The organism is Flavobacterium hercynium, from assembly GCF_002217285.1.
GTDB lineage: Bacteria > Bacteroidota > Bacteroidia > Flavobacteriales > Flavobacteriaceae > Flavobacterium > Flavobacterium hercynium.
On sequence record NZ_MUGW01000043.1, the window covers coordinates 1 to 19,720 of the forward strand.

At 33.2% G+C, this 19,720-nt stretch carries 18 protein-coding genes, 1 tRNA gene and 1 pseudogene; 9 read left to right on the forward strand and 11 right to left on the reverse strand.

Going from position 1 to position 19,720, the window contains the following annotated elements; translation table 11 throughout:
- Positions 1 to 56: 56 nt before the first annotated feature.
- From B0A66_RS22745 to B0A66_RS18345, 5 genes and pseudogenes are all read left to right on the forward strand, one after another.
- A pseudogene (locus B0A66_RS22745) lies at positions 57 to 161 on the forward strand (helix-turn-helix domain-containing protein); the annotation flags it as partial.
- 87 nt (positions 162 to 248) lie between these two features.
- Positions 249 to 830, forward strand: a complete 582-nt coding sequence (locus B0A66_RS18330; RefSeq protein ID WP_089051315.1) for a TetR/AcrR family transcriptional regulator — start codon at positions 249 to 251, stop codon at positions 828 to 830.
- 52 nt (positions 831 to 882) lie between these two features.
- Positions 883 to 1,674: an SDR family NAD(P)-dependent oxidoreductase gene (locus B0A66_RS18335; RefSeq protein WP_089051316.1), complete on the forward strand. Its 792-nt coding sequence runs from the start codon at positions 883 to 885 to the stop codon at positions 1,672 to 1,674.
- Between the two features lie 312 nt (positions 1,675 to 1,986).
- On the forward strand, positions 1,987 to 2,724 hold the full coding sequence (locus B0A66_RS18340) for a hypothetical protein (RefSeq protein ID WP_089051317.1): 738 nt from the start codon (positions 1,987 to 1,989) through the stop codon (positions 2,722 to 2,724).
- A gap of 428 nt (positions 2,725 to 3,152) precedes the next feature.
- On the forward strand, positions 3,153 to 4,694 hold the full coding sequence (locus tag B0A66_RS18345) for a hypothetical protein (protein WP_089051318.1): 1,542 nt from the start codon (positions 3,153 to 3,155) through the stop codon (positions 4,692 to 4,694).
- Between the two features lie 98 nt (positions 4,695 to 4,792).
- On the opposite strand, the gene B0A66_RS18350 is transcribed toward B0A66_RS18345, so the two are convergent.
- From B0A66_RS18350 to B0A66_RS22970, 5 genes are all read right to left on the reverse strand, one after another.
- A complete protein-coding gene (locus B0A66_RS18350) occupies positions 4,793 to 5,749 on the reverse strand; it encodes a DUF4625 domain-containing protein (protein ID WP_089051319.1) in 957 nt (318 codons plus the stop codon).
- 46 nt (positions 5,750 to 5,795) lie between these two features.
- Positions 5,796 to 6,698 (reverse strand): DUF4625 domain-containing protein, encoded by a 903-nt coding sequence (locus B0A66_RS18355; protein ID WP_089051320.1) that lies wholly within the window; start codon positions 6,696 to 6,698, stop codon positions 5,796 to 5,798.
- Between the two features lie 484 nt (positions 6,699 to 7,182).
- Complete coding sequence (locus tag B0A66_RS18360; RefSeq protein WP_089051321.1) at positions 7,183 to 7,530, reverse strand: hypothetical protein; 348 nt, start codon at positions 7,528 to 7,530, stop codon at positions 7,183 to 7,185.
- A 153-nt stretch (positions 7,531 to 7,683) separates the two neighbouring features.
- Positions 7,684 to 9,933 carry a hypothetical protein gene (locus B0A66_RS18365; protein WP_208862605.1) on the reverse strand — a complete coding sequence of 750 codons (2,250 nt, stop codon included), beginning with the start codon at positions 9,931 to 9,933 and terminating at the stop codon, positions 7,684 to 7,686.
- Between the two features lie 269 nt (positions 9,934 to 10,202).
- A tRNA-Trp gene (locus tag B0A66_RS22970) sits at positions 10,203 to 10,285 on the reverse strand.
- Between the two features lie 312 nt (positions 10,286 to 10,597).
- Here B0A66_RS22970 and B0A66_RS18370 point away from each other — a divergent pair.
- Together B0A66_RS18370 and B0A66_RS18375 are read left to right on the forward strand one after the other, a co-directional pair.
- Positions 10,598 to 11,386 (forward strand): hypothetical protein, encoded by a 789-nt coding sequence (locus B0A66_RS18370; protein ID WP_089051323.1) that lies wholly within the window; start codon positions 10,598 to 10,600, stop codon positions 11,384 to 11,386.
- A gap of 65 nt (positions 11,387 to 11,451) precedes the next feature.
- Positions 11,452 to 11,655, forward strand: coding sequence for a hypothetical protein (locus B0A66_RS18375; RefSeq protein ID WP_123868261.1), 204 nt, complete (start codon positions 11,452 to 11,454; stop codon positions 11,653 to 11,655).
- Positions 11,656 to 11,828: 173 nt separating this feature from the next.
- On the opposite strand, the gene B0A66_RS18380 is transcribed toward B0A66_RS18375, so the two are convergent.
- The 3 genes from B0A66_RS18380 to B0A66_RS18390 all read right to left on the reverse strand — a co-directional run bounded on the left by B0A66_RS18380 (position 11,829) and on the right by B0A66_RS18390 (position 14,483).
- Entirely contained in the window at positions 11,829 to 12,509 is a 681-nt protein-coding gene (locus tag B0A66_RS18380) for an aspartate/glutamate racemase family protein (RefSeq protein ID WP_089051325.1), read from the reverse strand.
- Positions 12,510 to 12,662: 153 nt separating this feature from the next.
- Positions 12,663 to 13,826, reverse strand: coding sequence for an MFS transporter (locus B0A66_RS18385; protein ID WP_089051326.1), 1,164 nt, complete (start codon positions 13,824 to 13,826; stop codon positions 12,663 to 12,665).
- A gap of 66 nt (positions 13,827 to 13,892) precedes the next feature.
- Positions 13,893 to 14,483 (reverse strand): TetR/AcrR family transcriptional regulator, encoded by a 591-nt coding sequence (locus B0A66_RS18390; RefSeq protein ID WP_089051327.1) that lies wholly within the window; start codon positions 14,481 to 14,483, stop codon positions 13,893 to 13,895.
- Positions 14,484 to 14,705: 222 nt separating this feature from the next.
- Between B0A66_RS18390 and B0A66_RS18395 the strand changes: the two genes are divergently transcribed.
- The gene (locus tag B0A66_RS18395; protein ID WP_089051328.1) at positions 14,706 to 15,608 is read left to right on the forward strand and encodes an AraC family transcriptional regulator; all 903 of its coding nucleotides are present in this window, start codon (positions 14,706 to 14,708) and stop codon (positions 15,606 to 15,608) included.
- Positions 15,609 to 15,629: 21 nt separating this feature from the next.
- Here B0A66_RS18395 and B0A66_RS18400 read toward each other — a convergent pair whose 3' ends face one another.
- Positions 15,630 to 16,082, reverse strand: coding sequence for an Lrp/AsnC family transcriptional regulator (locus tag B0A66_RS18400; RefSeq protein WP_089051329.1), 453 nt, complete (start codon positions 16,080 to 16,082; stop codon positions 15,630 to 15,632).
- 163 nt (positions 16,083 to 16,245) lie between these two features.
- On the opposite strand from B0A66_RS18400, the gene B0A66_RS18405 reads away from it, so the two are divergent.
- Positions 16,246 to 17,238 (forward strand): bile acid:sodium symporter family protein, encoded by a 993-nt coding sequence (locus B0A66_RS18405; RefSeq protein WP_089051330.1) that lies wholly within the window; start codon positions 16,246 to 16,248, stop codon positions 17,236 to 17,238.
- A gap of 119 nt (positions 17,239 to 17,357) precedes the next feature.
- Here B0A66_RS18405 and B0A66_RS18410 read toward each other — a convergent pair whose 3' ends face one another.
- Together B0A66_RS18410 and B0A66_RS18415 are read right to left on the reverse strand one after the other, a co-directional pair.
- The gene (locus B0A66_RS18410) at positions 17,358 to 18,389 is read right to left on the reverse strand and encodes a methionine synthase (protein ID WP_089051331.1); all 1,032 of its coding nucleotides are present in this window, start codon (positions 18,387 to 18,389) and stop codon (positions 17,358 to 17,360) included.
- Positions 18,390 to 18,422: 33 nt separating this feature from the next.
- Complete coding sequence (locus tag B0A66_RS18415; RefSeq protein ID WP_208862606.1) at positions 18,423 to 19,469, reverse strand: DUF1852 domain-containing protein; 1,047 nt, start codon at positions 19,467 to 19,469, stop codon at positions 18,423 to 18,425.
- Between the last annotated feature and the right edge of the window lie 251 nt (positions 19,470 to 19,720).

A 19,720-nucleotide genomic window follows, 5' to 3' on the forward strand; every position in this document is an offset into this window, starting at 1 on the left:
GTTTTTTATCATAGAATGCATAGCTTTTCAAGAACTCTAAGGAGAGCGCGGGTGTTAACGAAATCGCTTTTTCATTAGGTTTCGAGTATTCACAGTCTTTCAGCAAATTCTTTAAAAAGAAAACCAATTTAACACCTTTGCAATTCAGGCAGTCTTTTTAATTAAAAAAAGAAAAAATGCTTTAAAATTTGGAGTAAAATTATTTTTGCATATTTTTGTATCAATCATTACAAAATAAAAAATCAACAATGAGAGGAAGGCCAACAATCTACGAAGACGATAATATTATAAAAAAAGCACAAGAAGTTTTTTGGCAGAAAGGATACAGCGCGACTTCGTTAAGTGATTTGCAAAAAGCCACCGGAGCAGGAGCCGGAAGTTTTTACAATACTTTTAAAGGCGGTAAAAAAGAGGTTTTTAAAAAAGCAATTGAAGAACGAAGATTGGCTTTTGACGCTTTTAAAATTGAATTAAGTAAAAGTGGCTCTCCGTTAGAATTGATCAAAGATTTTTTTAGAAGTATTGCTTCCGCGGAAGAAAACGAACATCTTAAAGGCTGTATTATTGCCAATACGATTGTAGAAATGACTTTTATTGATGAAAATCTGGAAGACAATGCGGTTCAGATATTAAAAGAAGTCGAACAAATGTTTACTCAGGCTATTAAAAATGAACAAATAAAGGGAAACTTAAAAACACAAACTGATCCAGAAATACTGGGCAGATATTTAATAACATTTTGGTGCGGTCTTAACACACTTCGTCGAATGTATCCAGATAAGAATGTCCTAAAAAATCAAATCGAAATGCAATTAGCTGTTATCAGCTAATTTTTTTGACTATTTATGTATCAATCATTACAAAAATAAAAAACAATAAAAAATGAATTTAAAACTAGAAGGAAAAAGAGCTTTTATAAGCGGTTCGACACAAGGAATTGGTTTTGCGATTGCAAAACAATTATTAAATGAAAAAGCAGAAGTTATCATTAACGGACGAAACGAAGAAAAAACCAATCTGGCTGTTCAAAAATTAAAAGAGGAATTTCGTGATGCCTCAGTTTCTGGAATAGTTTGCGACTTTGGAAATAAAGAAGAAGTAACTGCATTATTAAATCAACTAAACGATATTGATATCTTAATAAACAATGTGGGAGTCTTCGAATTGAAAGATTTTGGAGCTATCGAGGACGAAGACTGGTATCGAATTTTTGACATCAATGTAATGAGCAGTATCAGGCTTTCTAAAAAACTTTTACCGCAAATGATTCAGAAAAATTCAGGAAGAATTATTTTCATCAGCAGTGAATCGGGCGTGAATGTTCCTGGAAACATGATTCATTACGGAATGACAAAAGCAGCTATGATGGCTGTTAGCAATGGTCTATCTAAACTAACTCTGGGAACTGAAATTACTGTAAATACGATTCTAGGCGGTCCAACTTATTCTGACGGAGTTGCTTCGACAATCGAGCATATTGCTTCTTTACAAAACATAGAAGTTGAGCAAATGAAGAACGTTATTATACAACAAAACAATCCGCATTCTTTAATACAGCGTTTTATCGATCCTGCTGAAATTGCTTCTTTTGCAGCTTATTTATCCAGTTCACTTTCAATTGCTACAAACGGTTCGTGCCTTCGAGCGGATGGTGGTACTTTAAAAACGATTTAATTTATAGATCGAGCTGATAACTTTTTCTACAAAAATTTAACTTGAAAATAAGCCAATTTCTTTAAATCTTGCATAAAATGGTCTAGAATTTGTCCCGTTGGGGGTTACAAAAAATTCCATTTCTAACGAAATGGGATTTTTTATGCCTAATTATTTACTAATTGAGCTATATCACACCATTTTCTGTAATTTGTACTTTTCTAAAACTCTCTGGCAACTTAAAATCCTTATATTTACCCGCTGACTAACCCAATTTCGTTGTATAATTAATCAATTTAGCAACGTCAAGTCAATTAATTTTAAGCAGTCAAGATGGAAAAACATACAGTAACAGTAGCATCGTTACCTTTAGATGATCATACACTATCGAATATTCAAATCAAGAAAGCCAATTTGTTACCAGATCTAAAATCGCAGTTGGATTCTATGGAAATGAAAGAAAAACCGATAATGGATGCTACAATTCCTTTTAGGGATCTGGCAGATACAACGAGTAAAAAAGAAAGTATTGCCCGAATCATTGATAAACTGGACGTTGAAAACAGTCTTAGATATCAAAGAACTGTAGAAGACACCTATTGCAATGTATATTCTTATGATTTTTGCTATTTTGCTAAAGTATACCTTCCAACCGTTTGGTGGACTCCCGAATCCCTTGAAAAAATTATACAGGGACAAGATGTAGAAGCCGTTTTTGAACAAACCGTAGACCGCATTTATTCCAGTGCCATACACGACTGGTTTTTAGAATGGGGACCAAATTTTGGATGGGAAAGAATGTTTACAGTTGAAGAAATCCAGGAGAAGGTAAATACCTATGGCGGAATTGGAATAATCTGCGCCAAAAGAAAAGAAAAAGGTCTCTCCGGACACATTGTTCCCGTGGTTCCTGAAACTGAGTCGCATAAAGCATACCGTGAAAATGGCGTTGTTATTTATCCACTACAGTCACAGGCAGGAAAACTGAATTACAATTACTTTTCGGAGGTGAGAAAAGATTGGTGGAATGATGAATTGTATTCCTCTTATGTGTTTTATTATCACGAATAAAAACGATATTCGTCATATCTTTAAACATTTAAAAGAATATTGATTATCAACAAGATAACTACTTGGAAATACGATAATAAAAAACTACTTTTGCAACTTAGAAAAAACAAGAACAGCAAAAGTTGTGATTTAGCCTTTCCATTGCTTAAATTATTGATACAAAAGCCATTAATAGCACTGGTGATTTTATAATCCTATTACAAAATTTTACTCCTTATTTGATCTTTCCTTAGATAACAATTGCCAAATATCTAAAATACAAATTCCTATCTTTTTAAAAGTAAACAAAAACTTTTATAATGGAGGCACCAATATGCTTAATCCGTTATAGGTTTCCTGTCACTAATGATAAATGCCGGATTTGTATCTTCAAATGAAATAATGCTTTAAAAATTATAATTAACCTTAAAAAAAGAAAGTAAGTATAAATGAAAGACAATCAGACAAAAAAATATTATTGGGGAATAGGATTGGAAAACGAAACCTACATGCAATTTGAAGAATCCCTAATAGTTTCTGGTGAATTTATACAAGAAAAAATTGGTTTTGAGAAATATAGTATTGATTACAGAAAATGCTATAAACCCGAAAGCCTGGCTCCTATGCTAAAAAAAGCTTTTAACCTGACTGAAAGCTATAAAGTAAGCCGAATGATGAACAGTCATTCGCTGGAAAAGCTTGATATCAATTATCAACACAAGACATTATCCCCAATAAAAACAGTAATCGATACGGAAGTTGGTGAGAGGATCGCAGAACCGATTGAAAATCCGGAATATCTTGGCAAATCGATCATGGAACTTTTCCTTGAAGATCAGCCCTACAACATTCAGAGTATGATTACCCAAAGAAACAAAACGATGGGATCTGTGCATTTTGATGGTGATTCTATTGAATTTGTAACCAAATATTTTGAAAACAGAACAATTACTGATTCCTGCAAAGAATTGAAAGCGACCAAAAAACTGTTTTTGGATAAAATCAACGAATCGTCTGTATTAAACGGAAAATTAAGTTTTCCGGATTACAACAATGGCCTTAATATGTTTATGACCAATCAGGAAAATTTGGTTTTGTTCAATAACGGAACCTACCATTTTCATATCACTTTACCATCATTAACAGAAGACAGCAGAATTGTGGATTACAATGAGTTTGAAAAAACACATGCTAACGCCATTTACCTGTTACAGTGGTTTGAGCCTTTTTTCATATCCACACTCGGAAGCCCTGATATTATGGGCGTGATCAGTGATAAATTCAGTTTAGACAAAAAATTCACTTTGGGTTCAATGCGAAATGCGATGTCCCGTTACATAGGTGTTGGAACTTATAACAAAGCAATGCCAAAAGGTAAAATTCTAACCTATAAAGTAGATAATTTTAGAAAATTACTGAAATTTACAAAAGAAGAAAACATTTGGTGGCGCGATCAGATTGAAGCCCACATGGAATATGAAATGCTTTCGGAAGTGGGACTTGATTTTAATCAGGAAAAAATGTACCAGAGCGGTTTCGAATTCAGAAGCTTTGACGAATTCCCAGCGGAGTATTTAAATGATGTTCTTTTTTCTATTATTCTAATTTGCGAACATTCCCTAAACCTGCCTGATGTACAATGGGGACATGACAGCAAAGCCTGGAATAACTTGGTTTTTAAAACCTTAAAAACGGGTTATGCCACTGAAATCAATGAAGAAGAAAAGAACGAGCTTTTAAATTTACTCCAGCTATTAAATCCTTCTGACTCTAATTACAGCACACTAAAATCAGAATTTGAAGCCATCATCATGCTGGATGAATTTTTCTTTAAAATTTTGGCTGTTTTACATGATAAATACAAAGACAACAACATTTGCCTGGATGCGATGTACGGACAAAAAACAAGTACACCTCCAAAATGGGATAATTTTAATAAATACCAAACCGAAAGGCATTTAAAGCAAATTGTTTCGTTCTGCGATAATTAATTTATCCAATCGAGGTCAAAAAAACCATTTCGTTTAGAAATGGTTTTTTTTATGCCTAATTATTTGCTAATTGAATTATGATAAAGAGTGAAAACAGGCTATTTCATCTGCACTTTAATTTCTCCGTAATGGAATAATGTCATATTATAGGTGGTGTTGTGGTAAATGAAGCCCACATAATATTGTCCGGATTCCCATTTTTTTAAATTTGAAACTGCATTTGGCGAAGGCAAGTTTTTGTCAGAAGTAGCACCAATTTTAATTGCTGGATAAAGTATGGTTAATGGGTTTGTAGAAAAATCAAACATGTTTGAGCCAAGCTGTGACTGTTGGATGTTTTTATGCTCCCAGACATCAACCACAACAGCTTTTGAGAAATCTATTGCTGTTATTGTTTCAGGTCTGTGATTATGCTTTTTATTAATAATAAGGCAATACATCTTGCCGTCTCCCTTTATTGCGGCAATATTTACGACTGGGGCAAGAAATTCATCTTCGTTAATAGGCTCGTCTGATTTATAAGACTCACTATCATAAATACTACGCTGTGCATATATTACTTTGATGGGTGCAAAATCTGAATCAACCGCATCTATTCCAAAATCAAATTTAAGATCGAGCGGAAGATTTTCCGGAGCATATATAGTCAGAGTTCTCCTTTCTTCAAGTTTGGTTCCATTCTGGTCGGTTACGACAATTAAAAAGCTGTATTTTCCTTCTGCGGCATCTGCCGGAATATCAAAATGCTTATGCACAACAGTGTTTTTAGCCCCTGCGTACTGTTCCCAGATGATTTGATGCGACCATACTTTAGAATATGTTTCGGTACTGATCTGATCTATTTTAATCTCAACATTTTTTATTTTGTCTCCAGCTGTAATTTCAGCATTAAAATGGAAATCCTGGCCAATAACGCCAATTTCATTATTGCCCAGCCCAAGTTCTACTTTATCTATTGTTGGTTTTTGAGCTTGCTGTTCGTCTTCATTACTACAGGAAAATACAAATGAGGATAAGGCAAAAAATAAAATAAGTTTGAAATAATTGTTTTTCATTGTTGAATATATTTAAATTAATTATTAGGATTCTATAGATTACTCATTAATAGCTAATCGTAATTGGCATTGATTTATAAACACTTAAATTATGAGTTGTGTTTTTATAAAGAATTACCCAATTGTATTGTCCTGACTGCCATGATTTGTCTGCAGTTGTTTCATTTCCTTCCGAATCTTTCTCAGCACCGATAACTATACTTTCACCTCCCCAAACATCATTGATCTTTTGCAGTGTAGAAATTTTTGAAGCTGGTGCCAATCCTTTGTGCTCTGCTTTTGTGATCACAATTACTTTTTTTAGATCAAGATTATCGATACTTTCAGGATGATAATTAAGACTCTTTTTTATTAAAACAGAATATAGAATTCCGTCACCCGCAATCTGGCTTATTTGAGCATGCGCAGTAAGCTTATCATTCTTTTTGAATATTAATTCTGGTTCTACCCAGGTTTCCATATAATAAATAAGATCGTCATTTCGTGAAATCATATCTCGGCCAATCAGCGGATCAGCCGGCATGTTAGCAGGATCAATAATGTTAAGCTCTTCTTTGATTTCGAGCTGAGAGCCGTTTTCATCAAGTACAATAAACCAGAAATCATATTTACCTGCCGGAGCATCGGCTGGTATGCTGAAATGTTTGTGAACATTTGTGTTCTTAGTTCCTTTGTATTCTGCCCAGTATAGTTCGAGTTTCCAGTCTTTACTGTAGGTTTCTCCTTTTTTTGGAAGTATTTTTAGCTGTACATCAGCAATTTTATTCCCTGCCGTTACATCCGCATTAAAATGAAAATCACGGCCAATTAAGGCTTGCTTGTTATTGGCAGTTCCAATTTCAATATTACTGGCTAATGGTTTCGTAATTTCATTAGTATTATCGCTGCTACAGGACGTATAAATAGTTGTGATAACAAAAAACAGAAGAAATAATTTTACTTTTTTCATAGAATGTGTTTGATTAATTTGATTTGTATTATTTTTTTTTTGAAGTATTAAAAGGGAATTTTCATTGATAGAATAGTATTTGTAGCGGCTCGAGAAAGTTCAATCTTTCTGTAAAAACCGGTATAATTCATTCTGAACTGCTATATAACAAGAATCAAACGAAAAATAAATCCTATACGTTTTGATTTGAAGACTGTAATTAATGCAGCATAAAAACCGAAAGCAGAATTGTATTTTCCTTTTTGTTTATTTATAATTTTTTAAATCTTATGACAATGCACAGCAGTACTAAGCTGCTAGTGGAAATAGCAGAATAATATGTTTTTAATCAAAATGAATTGTGCTTAAGAAACGATCTGATTGAAGTAAATTTTCGAAACTGAGCAGCTAAACTGTTTATTCAAAGTTTGTGCGAGTGGTTTATTTTTTTAATTATCGGCAATTTAATTGAGCGAGCAGCAATGCTTCCATATCGAAAAGACTTCTAATAGAAACTAGCAGGTGGCGCACGGAGTGCAAAAAGAGAACCTTTAAAGAAATGAGAATAGCCCTCAGAATAAAATGAAGTAAATACTGCTATTTTTACACTTTTGTAGAATTCAAAACATTGAAATGAAAAAGCAGCAATTGGACTGAACTTGAAGTGGCATATCGCACAATGCTCGTTTGAATGATTTTGTAATTTAAATTCGTTTTGTTCAGAGGTGTGATGCTTTGTATATTGTTTTGCATCATTATGTTTGTGCTGATAGGAATGAATGACCGGAAATAGTATTGCAAACAATACAATTAGCGGTAAAAGAAGTTGTATTAATTTTAGTTTCTTTTTCATTCAAAGGAATTTGCATTTGATCAATGCAGGATGACTGCAAATATAAACTTCTTATTTATAAATGCAACATTGTTTCAATAAAAAAAGACATAATATAAAACCTAACCAAGAAAGCACTTCAATACGTAAAGTTCTTTAATGGGAAGTTTCAATTTATTTTTTCTTAACCAAGAATTCAAAATTTTCTGTTCCAAGCAACCCATCTCCGCTAACACCTTCTATATTTCCTAAATAAGAAGTATTTATATCTGAACAAAAAAAAGACACGGTCGCTTCTCCTTGTTCGTTTGTAATTAAATCCGGTTTCCAGTACAAAGTATTGCGGTAATCTGCAGTAGGATCATTTATTGTTATTAGATCATAAATAGGCTCGTAAAATACTTTCTTGCCGTAAAATCCCTTTATTGCTGCAATATTGAACATAACCAGAAGCTCTGCTTCGGAAAACTGTCGGTTATTAGTAGTATTTATAAATTTATAATTTGGATAAGGCGGATGTTTGGGGCAGTTTAGTATCCCATTTTCACATACATAATCTGTAGAAGGCTTTATTTTAGCTAAACTGTCGAGCTTCCCTATAAATTTATCCCGGAATATTATTTTCTTTTTTGAAGTTATTAAGACTTCATTTAATTTGTTTATATCCGGCCGATCTCCAATAAGCTGCAAGTCTTCCGTTTTTTTATTTAATAATGCCGGTATTGGATAAAGTACTGTTTTTATTTTACGCTCTCTGTTGATTTCTTCAAAAGAAAAATCCTTAATATCTATATGATATTTAGATTCCTGAGGCGTCATCAATTTTAAATAGGTATATCCTCCTTGCCCCTTTCTTAAATGATCGGGTGTAATAAAAAAGACTCCTGCTTCATCGGCAAGCACAATGTCAGATCCTTTGTGTTCGTCTGCAGAAAATACCTTTATGCCTTGCGGCGGTGCCTCAGTTGTTTTCGCATTGTTTTTCCTTAAACTGATTTTGGCTTTCAGCTCATCAGAAACAATTGGTATAACGGTTTTTACCTTCTCTCTTAAATTGGATTCTTCCCACACATAGCTTCGCCATCCTTGGGTGAGCAGCAACAGGTTTAACGCCTGGTGTCGATTCTTATTTTGCGTGTTAAAATAGTATGCAGGATCATAAATATTTCCTTTTAATTGGGTAGAAAGAAGATAATGGGTGAATATGTTTTTTGCGTCCCCTTTGTTTTGGTACAATTTATCATAGACGCTGAGTCCCAAATGAGCTGCTGCCGGTTGGCCGTTTTGGTCTGTTACTTTTATTTTTAGAGTTGCTTTCTCTCTCGTTTCATAGCTGTTTTTATCGAGTTGCGCATTAATATTTAATTTCTGATCTGGATTAACATAAACCAAGCGCTCTGCCTCAGGAACTGAATTTTCGCTAAAAAGAGTAACTTCTGCAATACCCTGCGGAATATCTTTTAAGGGCACCTTAATGATCAGCTCCTTTTTCAATAAACCTACTGCAATACTGTAAACAATTCCACGTACCTGTGTCCTCAGATATACAGTTTCTTCCTTTAAGGCAGCGCTTTGTGAAACTTTAAAAATCAAAGTTTCTTTTGTCTGACCTGCTAATTGCAAGGTTTTACCGCTGCGGTATATTTCTCCTAACGAAAATTTTCCCCCAGACGCAGGCGATGTGAGCAGAATATGATATTTTTTGTCTGCATCGGGTGTAAAAACAAAACTTCCCATACCTGCATGAATGCTTTTAAGATCAAGCAGAGGCTTATTATTTTCGTACAAACTTCCGGAAACATCAATAGGCAGCCCATTTGAATCGACAGCTTTAAATGCCAATGTGTTTTCAATTCCATGGACTAACTTCCCTCCTTCGGGAAAAACATTAAAATGTAAAGTAATGTCTTTCTTAACCGGTTTAAAGATTTCTTTACGGCTTATTGATTTTAAAACCTCTAATTTCTTTAGAGCGTAAAATTCTTTACTATTTCTGGTATAAGAAAAGGAGCTATAAGCTGCCAGAGTGTAAGTTCCCTCGGCGAGATTACTATCCAAAAACAGATGCCCATTAACAAAGCCACTTTCTATTTCATACTTCTTTTCCCAAACAACTTTATCCGTTTTGTCTTCTATCAATTGTACAAACAATATTTTACTATTTCCTGAAGGCAAAAAAAATTGTGCATCCAATACATAGCCTTTAAACCATACATCTTCTTCTGTTTCATAAATGTTTTTACTGGTTTGCAGGTACACTAGATCAGAAGTATTGTTTTTGGACAAGTCATGAAATTGCTTTGCTAAAACTTCCGGAATCATTTTGCTCTCCGAAACCGTTGAGCCATTTTGCGAATAAGCAGGAAATTGCCACATAAGCCCTAAGATTAGAACAATACAGGAAGATCTTAAAAATATATTCATCAAATTTTAGGGATATAGGCGGTTATTATCTTTAATAGTATATGCGAGTTTCTTGCAAAAGCAATAGCTTCTCGCAGATGATACCTTTTTTGAAAAAAATAAAGCAGATTACGAGGCAGTTTCAGATCGCTAAATTTTATGAAGCAAGTAAAAATAAGATTATCTATTACGTTGACAATGTAATTTTTATTTCTATATAAAATATCAAAATCGATTTAATATGATATTACTCCTAATGGAAAAGGGGCTTTTTCAAACCCCTTTAGTTGTGGTGAGCATGGGATTCGAACCCATGTGACGAATTAACGTCTTTCGTTTTGGAGACGAACGCAATTAACCACTCTGCCAGCTCTAAAAAAACACTAGCATACTTTCTTAGAACTAACAATACAAAAATAAATAAAAAAAACTAAACGACCTTACGGTTTTCCGTAAGGTTTTCCGATAACATCTATATACTTTTGACTATGCTAGATAAATATGATAAAATTATCGAAGATCATGAGATTGAGCTTAAAAAAAATAACATCAATAAAAGAAAAGCATAAAAGAATAAAAAGATTAATTTACATTGCTGGTAAAATTGTAGTATCAATTTTAATTATATGATTCTTTATCTTACAGTTTACAGTTTTTCTTATGTTTGTTGAACTAAAACTAACAGATGACATTTGCAGATTTAATTAAAGATTTTTTAGATTCTACTAAAGAAAGACTTAAAACACCAATTTCAGGAGCTTTTCTTTATTCGTTTTTGATTTACAACTGGCGACCTATACTTTTACTTCTTTTTTCGAATGCATCTATAGAGGATAAGATTATTGTAATTAATAATGAATATTGTACCTTTTGGTCATTGTTTATACCATTAGTCATTGCGACATTTTATACTTTACTAGTTCCTAAAATTATGTTACAAATTGAAAATGATTTAACAGAAACTAAAAAAGGAAGGTTAACTAATATTTATAGTGTTAGAAAACATCGAACAAGTGAGAAAAAGAGTTTAGCTATAGATGAAGTTGAATTAAATGATATTGTAAGTGGGAATAAAAGCAAACAAGAATTAGTAGAAAGAATAGCAATTTTAGAACAATCCAGTCTGCAAAGAGCAGCGGCAGATCAAAATGTAATAGAAAGTTTAAATACTAAATTAAAAGAAGCAAATGATTTTTCAAAAGAAATCCTTGAAAGAAATCATGAATTAAGCGAGATTGATGAAAATCCAATTATCAAATTTTATAAAATAATTTCTGCTGAAGATAGAAATCAATTAAAAAACTTTGTGTTTTCAGCAAGGCCTTGGAAATTTGAAAATTTTAGTATCGAACTTCGACGACAGTTAATTAGTAATCAATTAGTATATAGGGAAAAAAAATCTCAGGACTGGTTACTTAGTCAAAAAGGAGCAAGTTTTATAGAACTTGTTGCACTATTAAATCAAACATCTTAAAAAACAATTAAATTATGGAATCAAAACAGCAAAAATCAATTCACGACTTACAATTACATGAAAGTATGATAATCGCATCACATTCTGGAATGTATGCAAATGAGCAAACATCAGTAAGAAGAGTTCCAGGGGGATGGATTTATTCAACATATCATTCATTTGGTAAAGAAAACAGTGGAACATCAAAAAGCGAATCAAGCGTTTTTGTTCCATTTAGTAATGAATTTATTGAAGATCTTGTTGTTAATATATCGGCAGACAAGTTATGAAAATAATACTTTATTTATTTCTATTTTTAAGTACAATACCTTTAAACGCTCAGGATTTTCAAGCTTATTATTCAGATGTACAAAAAGTACTTGAATTATATCTTATATTATCACTTTAAGTATAACTGTTTACGAGCTAGAAGATCACACCTGAGTCGGGAATTTTTCTATCTTTACTCCGTTATAAAATCCACGATCGCCTGTGAATGAATTTTAGTAGTGTCAAACACAGGAATTTCAAAATCATCCTGGCTTAATAACATTGGGATTTCAGTACATCCTAGTACAATACATTCTGCTCCTTTTTCAATCAGGTCTTTCACAATTTCTATGTAATTTTTCTTTGTTTCAGGATTAATAATCCCAGCACCCAATTCCTCCTTTAATGTGTATTGTATATATTCCCTCGTTTCAGGTTTTTCAGGTACTAAAACCTCAAGTCCGAATGATTCAAGTTTGTTCCTGTAAAAGTCCATTTCCATTGTAAACTTTGTACCCAAAAGTCCAACTTTTTTAAACCCATTTTTGTTTATTGCTACAGCTGTCTCTGCAACGATATGAATTATCGGAAGATTAATCTCCTGCTGAAGTTTGTCAGCAAAGATATGTGCCGTGTTTGCACACAATGCAATTCCATCTGCTCCGCTTTTTTTTAAACTTTCACAGGCATTCAGCAACAGATCATATGAGTTTTCCCAGCTTTGGGTCTGGATATCTCCAAAATTCAATGAGTAAATAATACACTCCGCAAAGTTTAATCCCCCTAATTTTGCATTTACGCCTTCGTTTATAAATTTATAATAATCTAATGTTGATGTCCAGCTTATTCCTCCCACTAATCCAATTTTCTTCATTTTTGTCGTGCTTTAATATTTCAAACAAGGCGCAAGCTAAATTAAGCCCATTATTCTGATCTGCCAAATCTTCAAATAGCAAAACCATTTTCTAATTTAGAATACCGGACATCATAGTTTTTAAAATACAATTTCTTAAAAAATTTGGATTTCTTAGATAGTACTATTTCTATCCAGCCAAGCTCTCCATAAAATCACAATAAGAGCCAATACACCAAATCCGATACCAACCCATGGCGTAATGGATATTCCATACTGATTAATAAACCATCCTCCGACAGCAGTCCCCATTGAAACACCAAGATTTCCAAAAGAAGTCTGTAGACTATTGGCAAATTCTTTAGCATCAGATGCTGCTGAAACCATATGACCAACACCGATTAGGAAACATGGTCCATACATAATTCCCCAAAATCCGACTACAATCGCTACGCTGAATATTGAACCAGTTGTAAATTGAAATGCAAATGGAAGCAAAAACGTACCTGCAAGGAAAAATAAAGTAGTCCAAATCATAAATTTACCTAATAAACGACCTGCAAGAAAGTTTGAAATAACGCCCATTACACCAAATAATAGCAACATATAGCTAATTTGCTGTGGACTTAAACCTTTTTCTTTTGAAAGATAGTCTGCAAAATAGCTGTAGGAACAAAACCAGGCAGTTATTAAAAACAAATTTACAGCGGTACCGGCTATGAATTTAGGTCTTGTGAGTATGCCCAATTGATTTTTAAAAGACTTCACTTCTTCATTTGGCATCGAGGGCATAAACTTATAAATAATGATTAATGTTATCGAAATTATCAAGCCCTGAATAACATAGCTCAGCTGCCAGGTGTAAATACTAGCGATAAATGTGGTAAAGGGAATCAGTGTAACCTGAGCAAGTGCAATACCACCAATTATAATACTGGTTAAGCGCATTTGCATTTGAGCAGAAGTATCCTTAGTCGCAGCGGCAATAACCATTGAAAAGAATGCCGGATGCAAAATCGTGGGTAGTATTCGAAGTATCATCAGTAGCCAAAAAGGCGGACTGAAAATTGAGAAAAAATTAGAAATTAAAAAAAGTCCCAAAGCATACATCATAATTTTCTTTTTGTCAAATTTTGAAACATACAATACCATGAATGGTCCTGTCAGAGCAATAGTTAAAGCAAATAAGCTCAGCAGATAACCAGCGGTTCCAATATTTATATTGTAATAATCAGCGATTTGTGGCAAGATGCCAATTACACCAAATTCTGTACTTATAATTCCGATAACGCCCAAACATCCTATATACGCTATTCTTTTGTTTATACTTAAATTCATATTAAACTGATCGGTTTAAAAAAGGTTAAAAAAATATTATTTGTTAATTTAGTTCTATAGTAAACACTATAGCGGTGATACTTTAATCATATCGATCAAAGTTTCAATCATCTCGTAGATGGTTTTTCGATTTTTATTTAAAGCGTAATTTTTGAAAAGTGCACTTGAAGAACATGCCAGGAAATCGGCAGTTAATTTTGTATCTAAATCCGCTTTGATGCTTCCTTGCTCCTGCCCGATTTTTAACGTTTCAAAATAGATATCTTCGATCTTTTTCTCATTATTGGCCAGCAAACGTCTGACATCTTCATCAGTTAATGCAATTTCAAATGCCATTTTAACTGCCAGACATGTTCTGTCTTCATTTATACTTTGATCAACTGCCAAACGCAATATTTTTCGGAGACTTTCAATAGCATCAGTTTGACTATTATTTAAAATACCTTCATATTCTGATACTTTAGATTTAAGATACTTCGTTAAGCATTTTATAAGCAATGATTTTTTATCACCATACGTTGGATAAATACTGCTTCGATTCATTCCCATGTGCTTCTCAAGATCATTGATCGAAGTTACATGATAGCCTTGCGTCCAGAAAAGTTCCAGCGCAATGTCTAATTTTTGATCATAATCAAATTCTCTATTTCTTCCCATAAGACTGCAAAGATAAATTATAAACCGATCAGTTTAAAATAAAATAACTTTTTTTTTTCAAACTTCTAATAAAACCTGCAAACCCAAATGAATAATTTGCTTTACCATCATAGCTACAGATTTGTAAACAGCAATGTAAATACTTTTTAATTAATAATTTTAATTCAACTATTGCTTACTATTTCAGTAAAAGATTAATTTAGAACGGTAGAAAACGGAAATATGAAAGAAGATTACATAAAAAGGATTAATAACATATTACTATTTATTGACGACAATTTAGATCAGGAACTGACTTTGGAAACTGTCGCTAAAATTGGAAATTACTCGCCATTTCATTTGCACAGAATTTTTAAAGCAATTACAAACGAGAATATAAATGAATATGTTACTCGCAAAAGAATTGAAAAAGCAGCATCAATATTGATGCATAAAAAAGAGATCACAATCGCTGAACTTTCATTACAATATGGATTTAACAGCAATTCTTCTTTTACCAGAACTTTTAAGAAATTTTACGCCATAAGTCCCTCCGAGTTCAGGAAAACCCACTCAAACAAATTTAGCAAGATTGGTAAACTGGATAGCAAGAATGGACAAGAAAATGGAATAGCTGACGAATATATTTGCAACATTAATAATCATAAAAATTGGATTACTATGAAAGCAAAAATTGAAATTAAAAAATTACCAAAATTAGACCTTGCCTATATTACGCAAATTGGGCATAACGGAATGCAAAATGCCTATTCAAAATTAATTAAATGGGCAACTCCGAAAGGGCTTTTAGAAAATGAAGACTTAAAAATAATTACTATTTATCACGACAGTTTTAAAATTACAGATCCAGATAAAGTTAGAATGAGTGCTTGTATTTCCCTGAAAGAAAAAATTAATGTTGACGGAGAAATTGGTTTAACTACAATTGAAAGCGGTAAATTTATTGTTGGACATTTTGAAATTGGAATACATGAATTTGAGAAATCATGGAGCGGCCTTTTTATTTGGATGAACGAAAACGGATATAAAAAAGCGGATCGAAATCCTTATGAAATTTATTATAATAATTTCAATGAGCATCCGGAAAAAATAAGTATCGTAGATTTTTGTATTCCAATTGAATAAATTAAAACTTCTTGGAAACAATTATCCATGTGTATGTTTTATCTCCGACATGACAAATGTACTATGCGTGCTGCCTATGCTTTCAACTGAGCCTAATTTATTAAAGACAAAATCCTGATAATGCTTCATATCTTTGGCAGATACTTTCATTAAAAAATCGTAATCTCCTGAGATATTATAGCATTCCACAATTTCTTCTATTTTCATAATATCATTAACAAACTGATTCCCGATATTTCTATCGTGCTGCTTAAGTTTGATATTACAGAAAACGATGAATCCTCTGTTTAGTTTTTCTGCATCCAGCAGCGCTATATATTTTTTAATATAACCGTTGTTTTCTAATCTTTTAATACGTTCAAAAACGGGCGATGCAGAAAGATTTACCATCTTGGCAAGCTCTTTTACAGTATGTTTAGAATTATCGTGAAGTATATGTAGTAACTGAAGATCAATGTCGTCTATTTGCTCCATAGAATATTTTACTTAAAATAGGTTGAATTAATTTACAAAATAGAATAATAATCTTCAAATATAACAAAAACCAATACAAAAACCTTATTTTAACTATATTGAAGATTAATAACCTGTAAAACTTATTTTTGCCGTATAAAAATCTAACAAATACAAGAACACATTGAAGAAATTATTAGAAGTATTGAAAAAAGCAGGTTTCGACGGTTTCCTGTTAATGATTGCCACCATGATTTTGTTGGCTTATTTTTTGCCGCAGCCAGGCATGATCAAAGAACCAATTTCGCTGGAGGACATTGCCAATGTAGGCGTATCGTTTATATTCTTGTTTTATGGCTTGCGACTGAGTGTTGAAAAACTAAAATCAGGGCTTGCCAACTGGAAAATGCATATTGTCGTACAATTGACAACCTTTTTATTTTTTCCGCTTATCGTTTTGACATTTCGTCCCTTGTTCATCAACGCGGGCTATGAATTGCTTTGGTTAGGTGTATTTTTTCTGGCAGCTTTACCCTCTACTGTTTCCTCTTCTGTGGTGATGGTTTCTATCGCCAAGGGTAATATTCCCGCAGCCATTTTCAATGCGAGTATTTCCAGTTTAATTGGAGTAGTCGTTACGCCACTTTGGGTTGGACTGTTCATAGCTTCTGCAACTGGCAATTTTGATATCACTGAAATTGTCATAAAGTTAGTTCTTCAAGTTTTGTTGCCTGTGATTATAGGAATCAGCCTGAACTCTCGTTTTGGCGCTATAGCTGAAAAATATAAAAAACAGCTTAAATATTTCGATCAGGCAATCATTCTTACCATTATTTACACATCATTTTGTAAATCATTCTCGGAACATCTTTTTGAAGGCTTCACTGCCCTTGAACTTGTCGGACTTGCCACAGGTATGATGATATTATTTTTTGCAGTATTCCTTTGTGTGGGACTAATCAGTCGCTTGCTTGGTTTTTCAGAGGAAGATCGTATTACTGTTTTATTCTGTGGATCTAAAAAGTCATTGGTACACGGTACTGTAATGTCAAAAGTACTTTTTCAGCACAGTACCATCACCGGCATAGTATTGTTGCCACTGATGCTTTATCATGCCTTGCAATTGATTGCTGCCAGCATCATCGCTCAAAGTATGGCGCGACGAAAAGAAGTATAATTTTAAGAGTCAAATCCGGGACCGGATTCTCTAGATTTATTTGTTAGTCCGTAGAGTCGCTAAACGCTACGGACAGAATGAATCAAAAAAAGATTCTATTTTCTAATTATGGATTGGAATTAAACAGCCAATTCTTGGCGTATAATTTCTGCTCCTGCGCTTAAAGCACTTAACTTACCTCTGGCTACATCTCTAGTTAACGGGGCCATACCACAATTTGTAGAAGGGTAAAGATTTTCGATGTCTACAAACTCCAGCGCTTTACGTAACGTATTAGCTACTTCTTCAGGTGTTTCGATAGTATTGGTTGCTACATCAATTGCACCGACCATTACTTTTTTACCACGAACAAGTTCCATTAAATTATATGGTACATTTGAGTTATGACATTCTAATGACACAATATCAATTTTAGATTTTTGAATTTTTGGAAAAATTTCTTCGTATTGACGCCACTCTGAACCCAATGTTTTTTTCCAGTCCGTATTGGCTTGAATTCCATAACCGTAACAAATATGTATAGCCGTTTCGCATTTTAAACCTTCAATGGCTTTTTCCAATACTGCCATTCCCCAATCGTTTACTTCATCAAAGAATACATTAAACGCAGGTTCATCAAACTGGATAATATTTACCCCCGCATCTTGAAGTTCTCTTGCTTCTTCATTAAGCGCTTTTGCAAATTCCCATGCCAATTTTTCTCGGCTTTTGTAATGGTCATCATATAAGGTATCTACCATTGTCATCGGGCCAGGCAATGCCCATTTTATAGGCTTATTAGTCTGTTTGCGTAAAAATTTAGCATCATCAACAAAAACTGATTTTTGACGTGCAACCTGATCTACAACAACAGGAACGCTCGCATCATAACGGTCACGAATTTTTACAATTTTACGATTTTCAAAATCTACACCGCTTAAATGCTCGATAAAAGTAGTTACAAAATGTTGACGTGTTTGCTCACCATCACTAATTATATCAACCCCAGCCAATTGTTGTTCGTGCAAAGAAATGCGCAAAGCATCTTCCTTCCCTTCAAATAACTGATCTCCTTCTAATTTCCAAGGTGACCAAAGTTTTTCAGGTGGTGCAAGCCAGGCAGGTTTTGGTAAACTTCCAACAATTGAAGTAGGTAATAATAATTTCTTCATAATAAAAATAATTTTAATGTATTGTGGTATTAATTAAAGAGCGAAGTTGGCTGACCATTGTTCCAGTACGATTTTATGAGGCTTAATAAAATGCTCTTCTGCAAATTTACCTTGCTCAATTGCTAACTGCGTACGCTCTTCTCGGTTGTATACAATTTTTGTTAAAGAATGATCTTGATTTTTCAAACTCGGCTTATAGCAAACCGGTGCGACAGAATTGGCATTATAAATTTCAGGTCTGTAAATCTTTTGGAACGTTTCCATTGTACTAATCGTACTGATTAATTCAAGGTTCGTGTAATCCGTTAGTAAGTCACCGAAGAAATAAAACGTCAAAGGTGCAACGCTGTTATGAGGCATAAAACAACGAACCTGCAAGCCCATTTTTTTAAAATATTGCTCTGTTAAAGAAGAATCGTCGGTTTCGTATTCAAAACCTAATATTGGATGATGGTTTCCTGTACGGTTATACGTTTTACTATCCGATACACTCAAACAGATAACGGGTGGTTTAATAAAGTTTTTTTTGTACGTATCCGAATTCACAAAATACTTAAATAAATTACCGTGTAATTCACCAAAATTATCAGGAATACTAAACTTCTCTTTACCCTTGTTATGCTCTGAAAGCAATATGCTGAAATCATAATCGCGTACATAAGAAGAAAAATTATTTCCAACAATGCCTTCAATGCGTTTACCTGTTTTGTGATCGATAATATACGTTTTCAAAACCTCTATCGATGGGAATGTTTTCCCACTACCATCAATATCTACGTAAACAGAAACAATTTCTAATTCAACCGAATAGCGATCCTTATTAGGATTATCCCAGCTCGCCAACGTATTAAAACGATTGTTGATCATATTAATAGTGTTGCGCAAGTTTTCCTGACGACTCTCTCCCCTTGCCAAATTAGCAAAGTTGGTTGTTGCACGTGTATTGTTGGATGGAATATAGTTTTCATTGAAATAAATACTCTCTAATGTAAATGCAAAATCATTTTGGATTGCATTTGGAGTGTTTTCAATATTTTTCTTTTCGCTAATTCTCAAATCTTCTTGTAGGTCCGCTTTCATCTGATAACAATATTTAGTTTTTTTACCTTGCAAATTTGAAAATAAAAGATGAATAATTCTTATTAAGATTAAAAATCAGATAAATATTCTTTTTAAATGTGTTTTTAAAGATCATTAATCTTTTTACAAATATAATAACGAGAAAAACAGATAATTTTTCTTTCTGAGCTTAGATAGAATCGATTTGTAGTTGAAGGATTACTTAAAAAAGAGGTAAAGTGGATCCCTTTTTTGCGAGTAAAAGCTAAGAA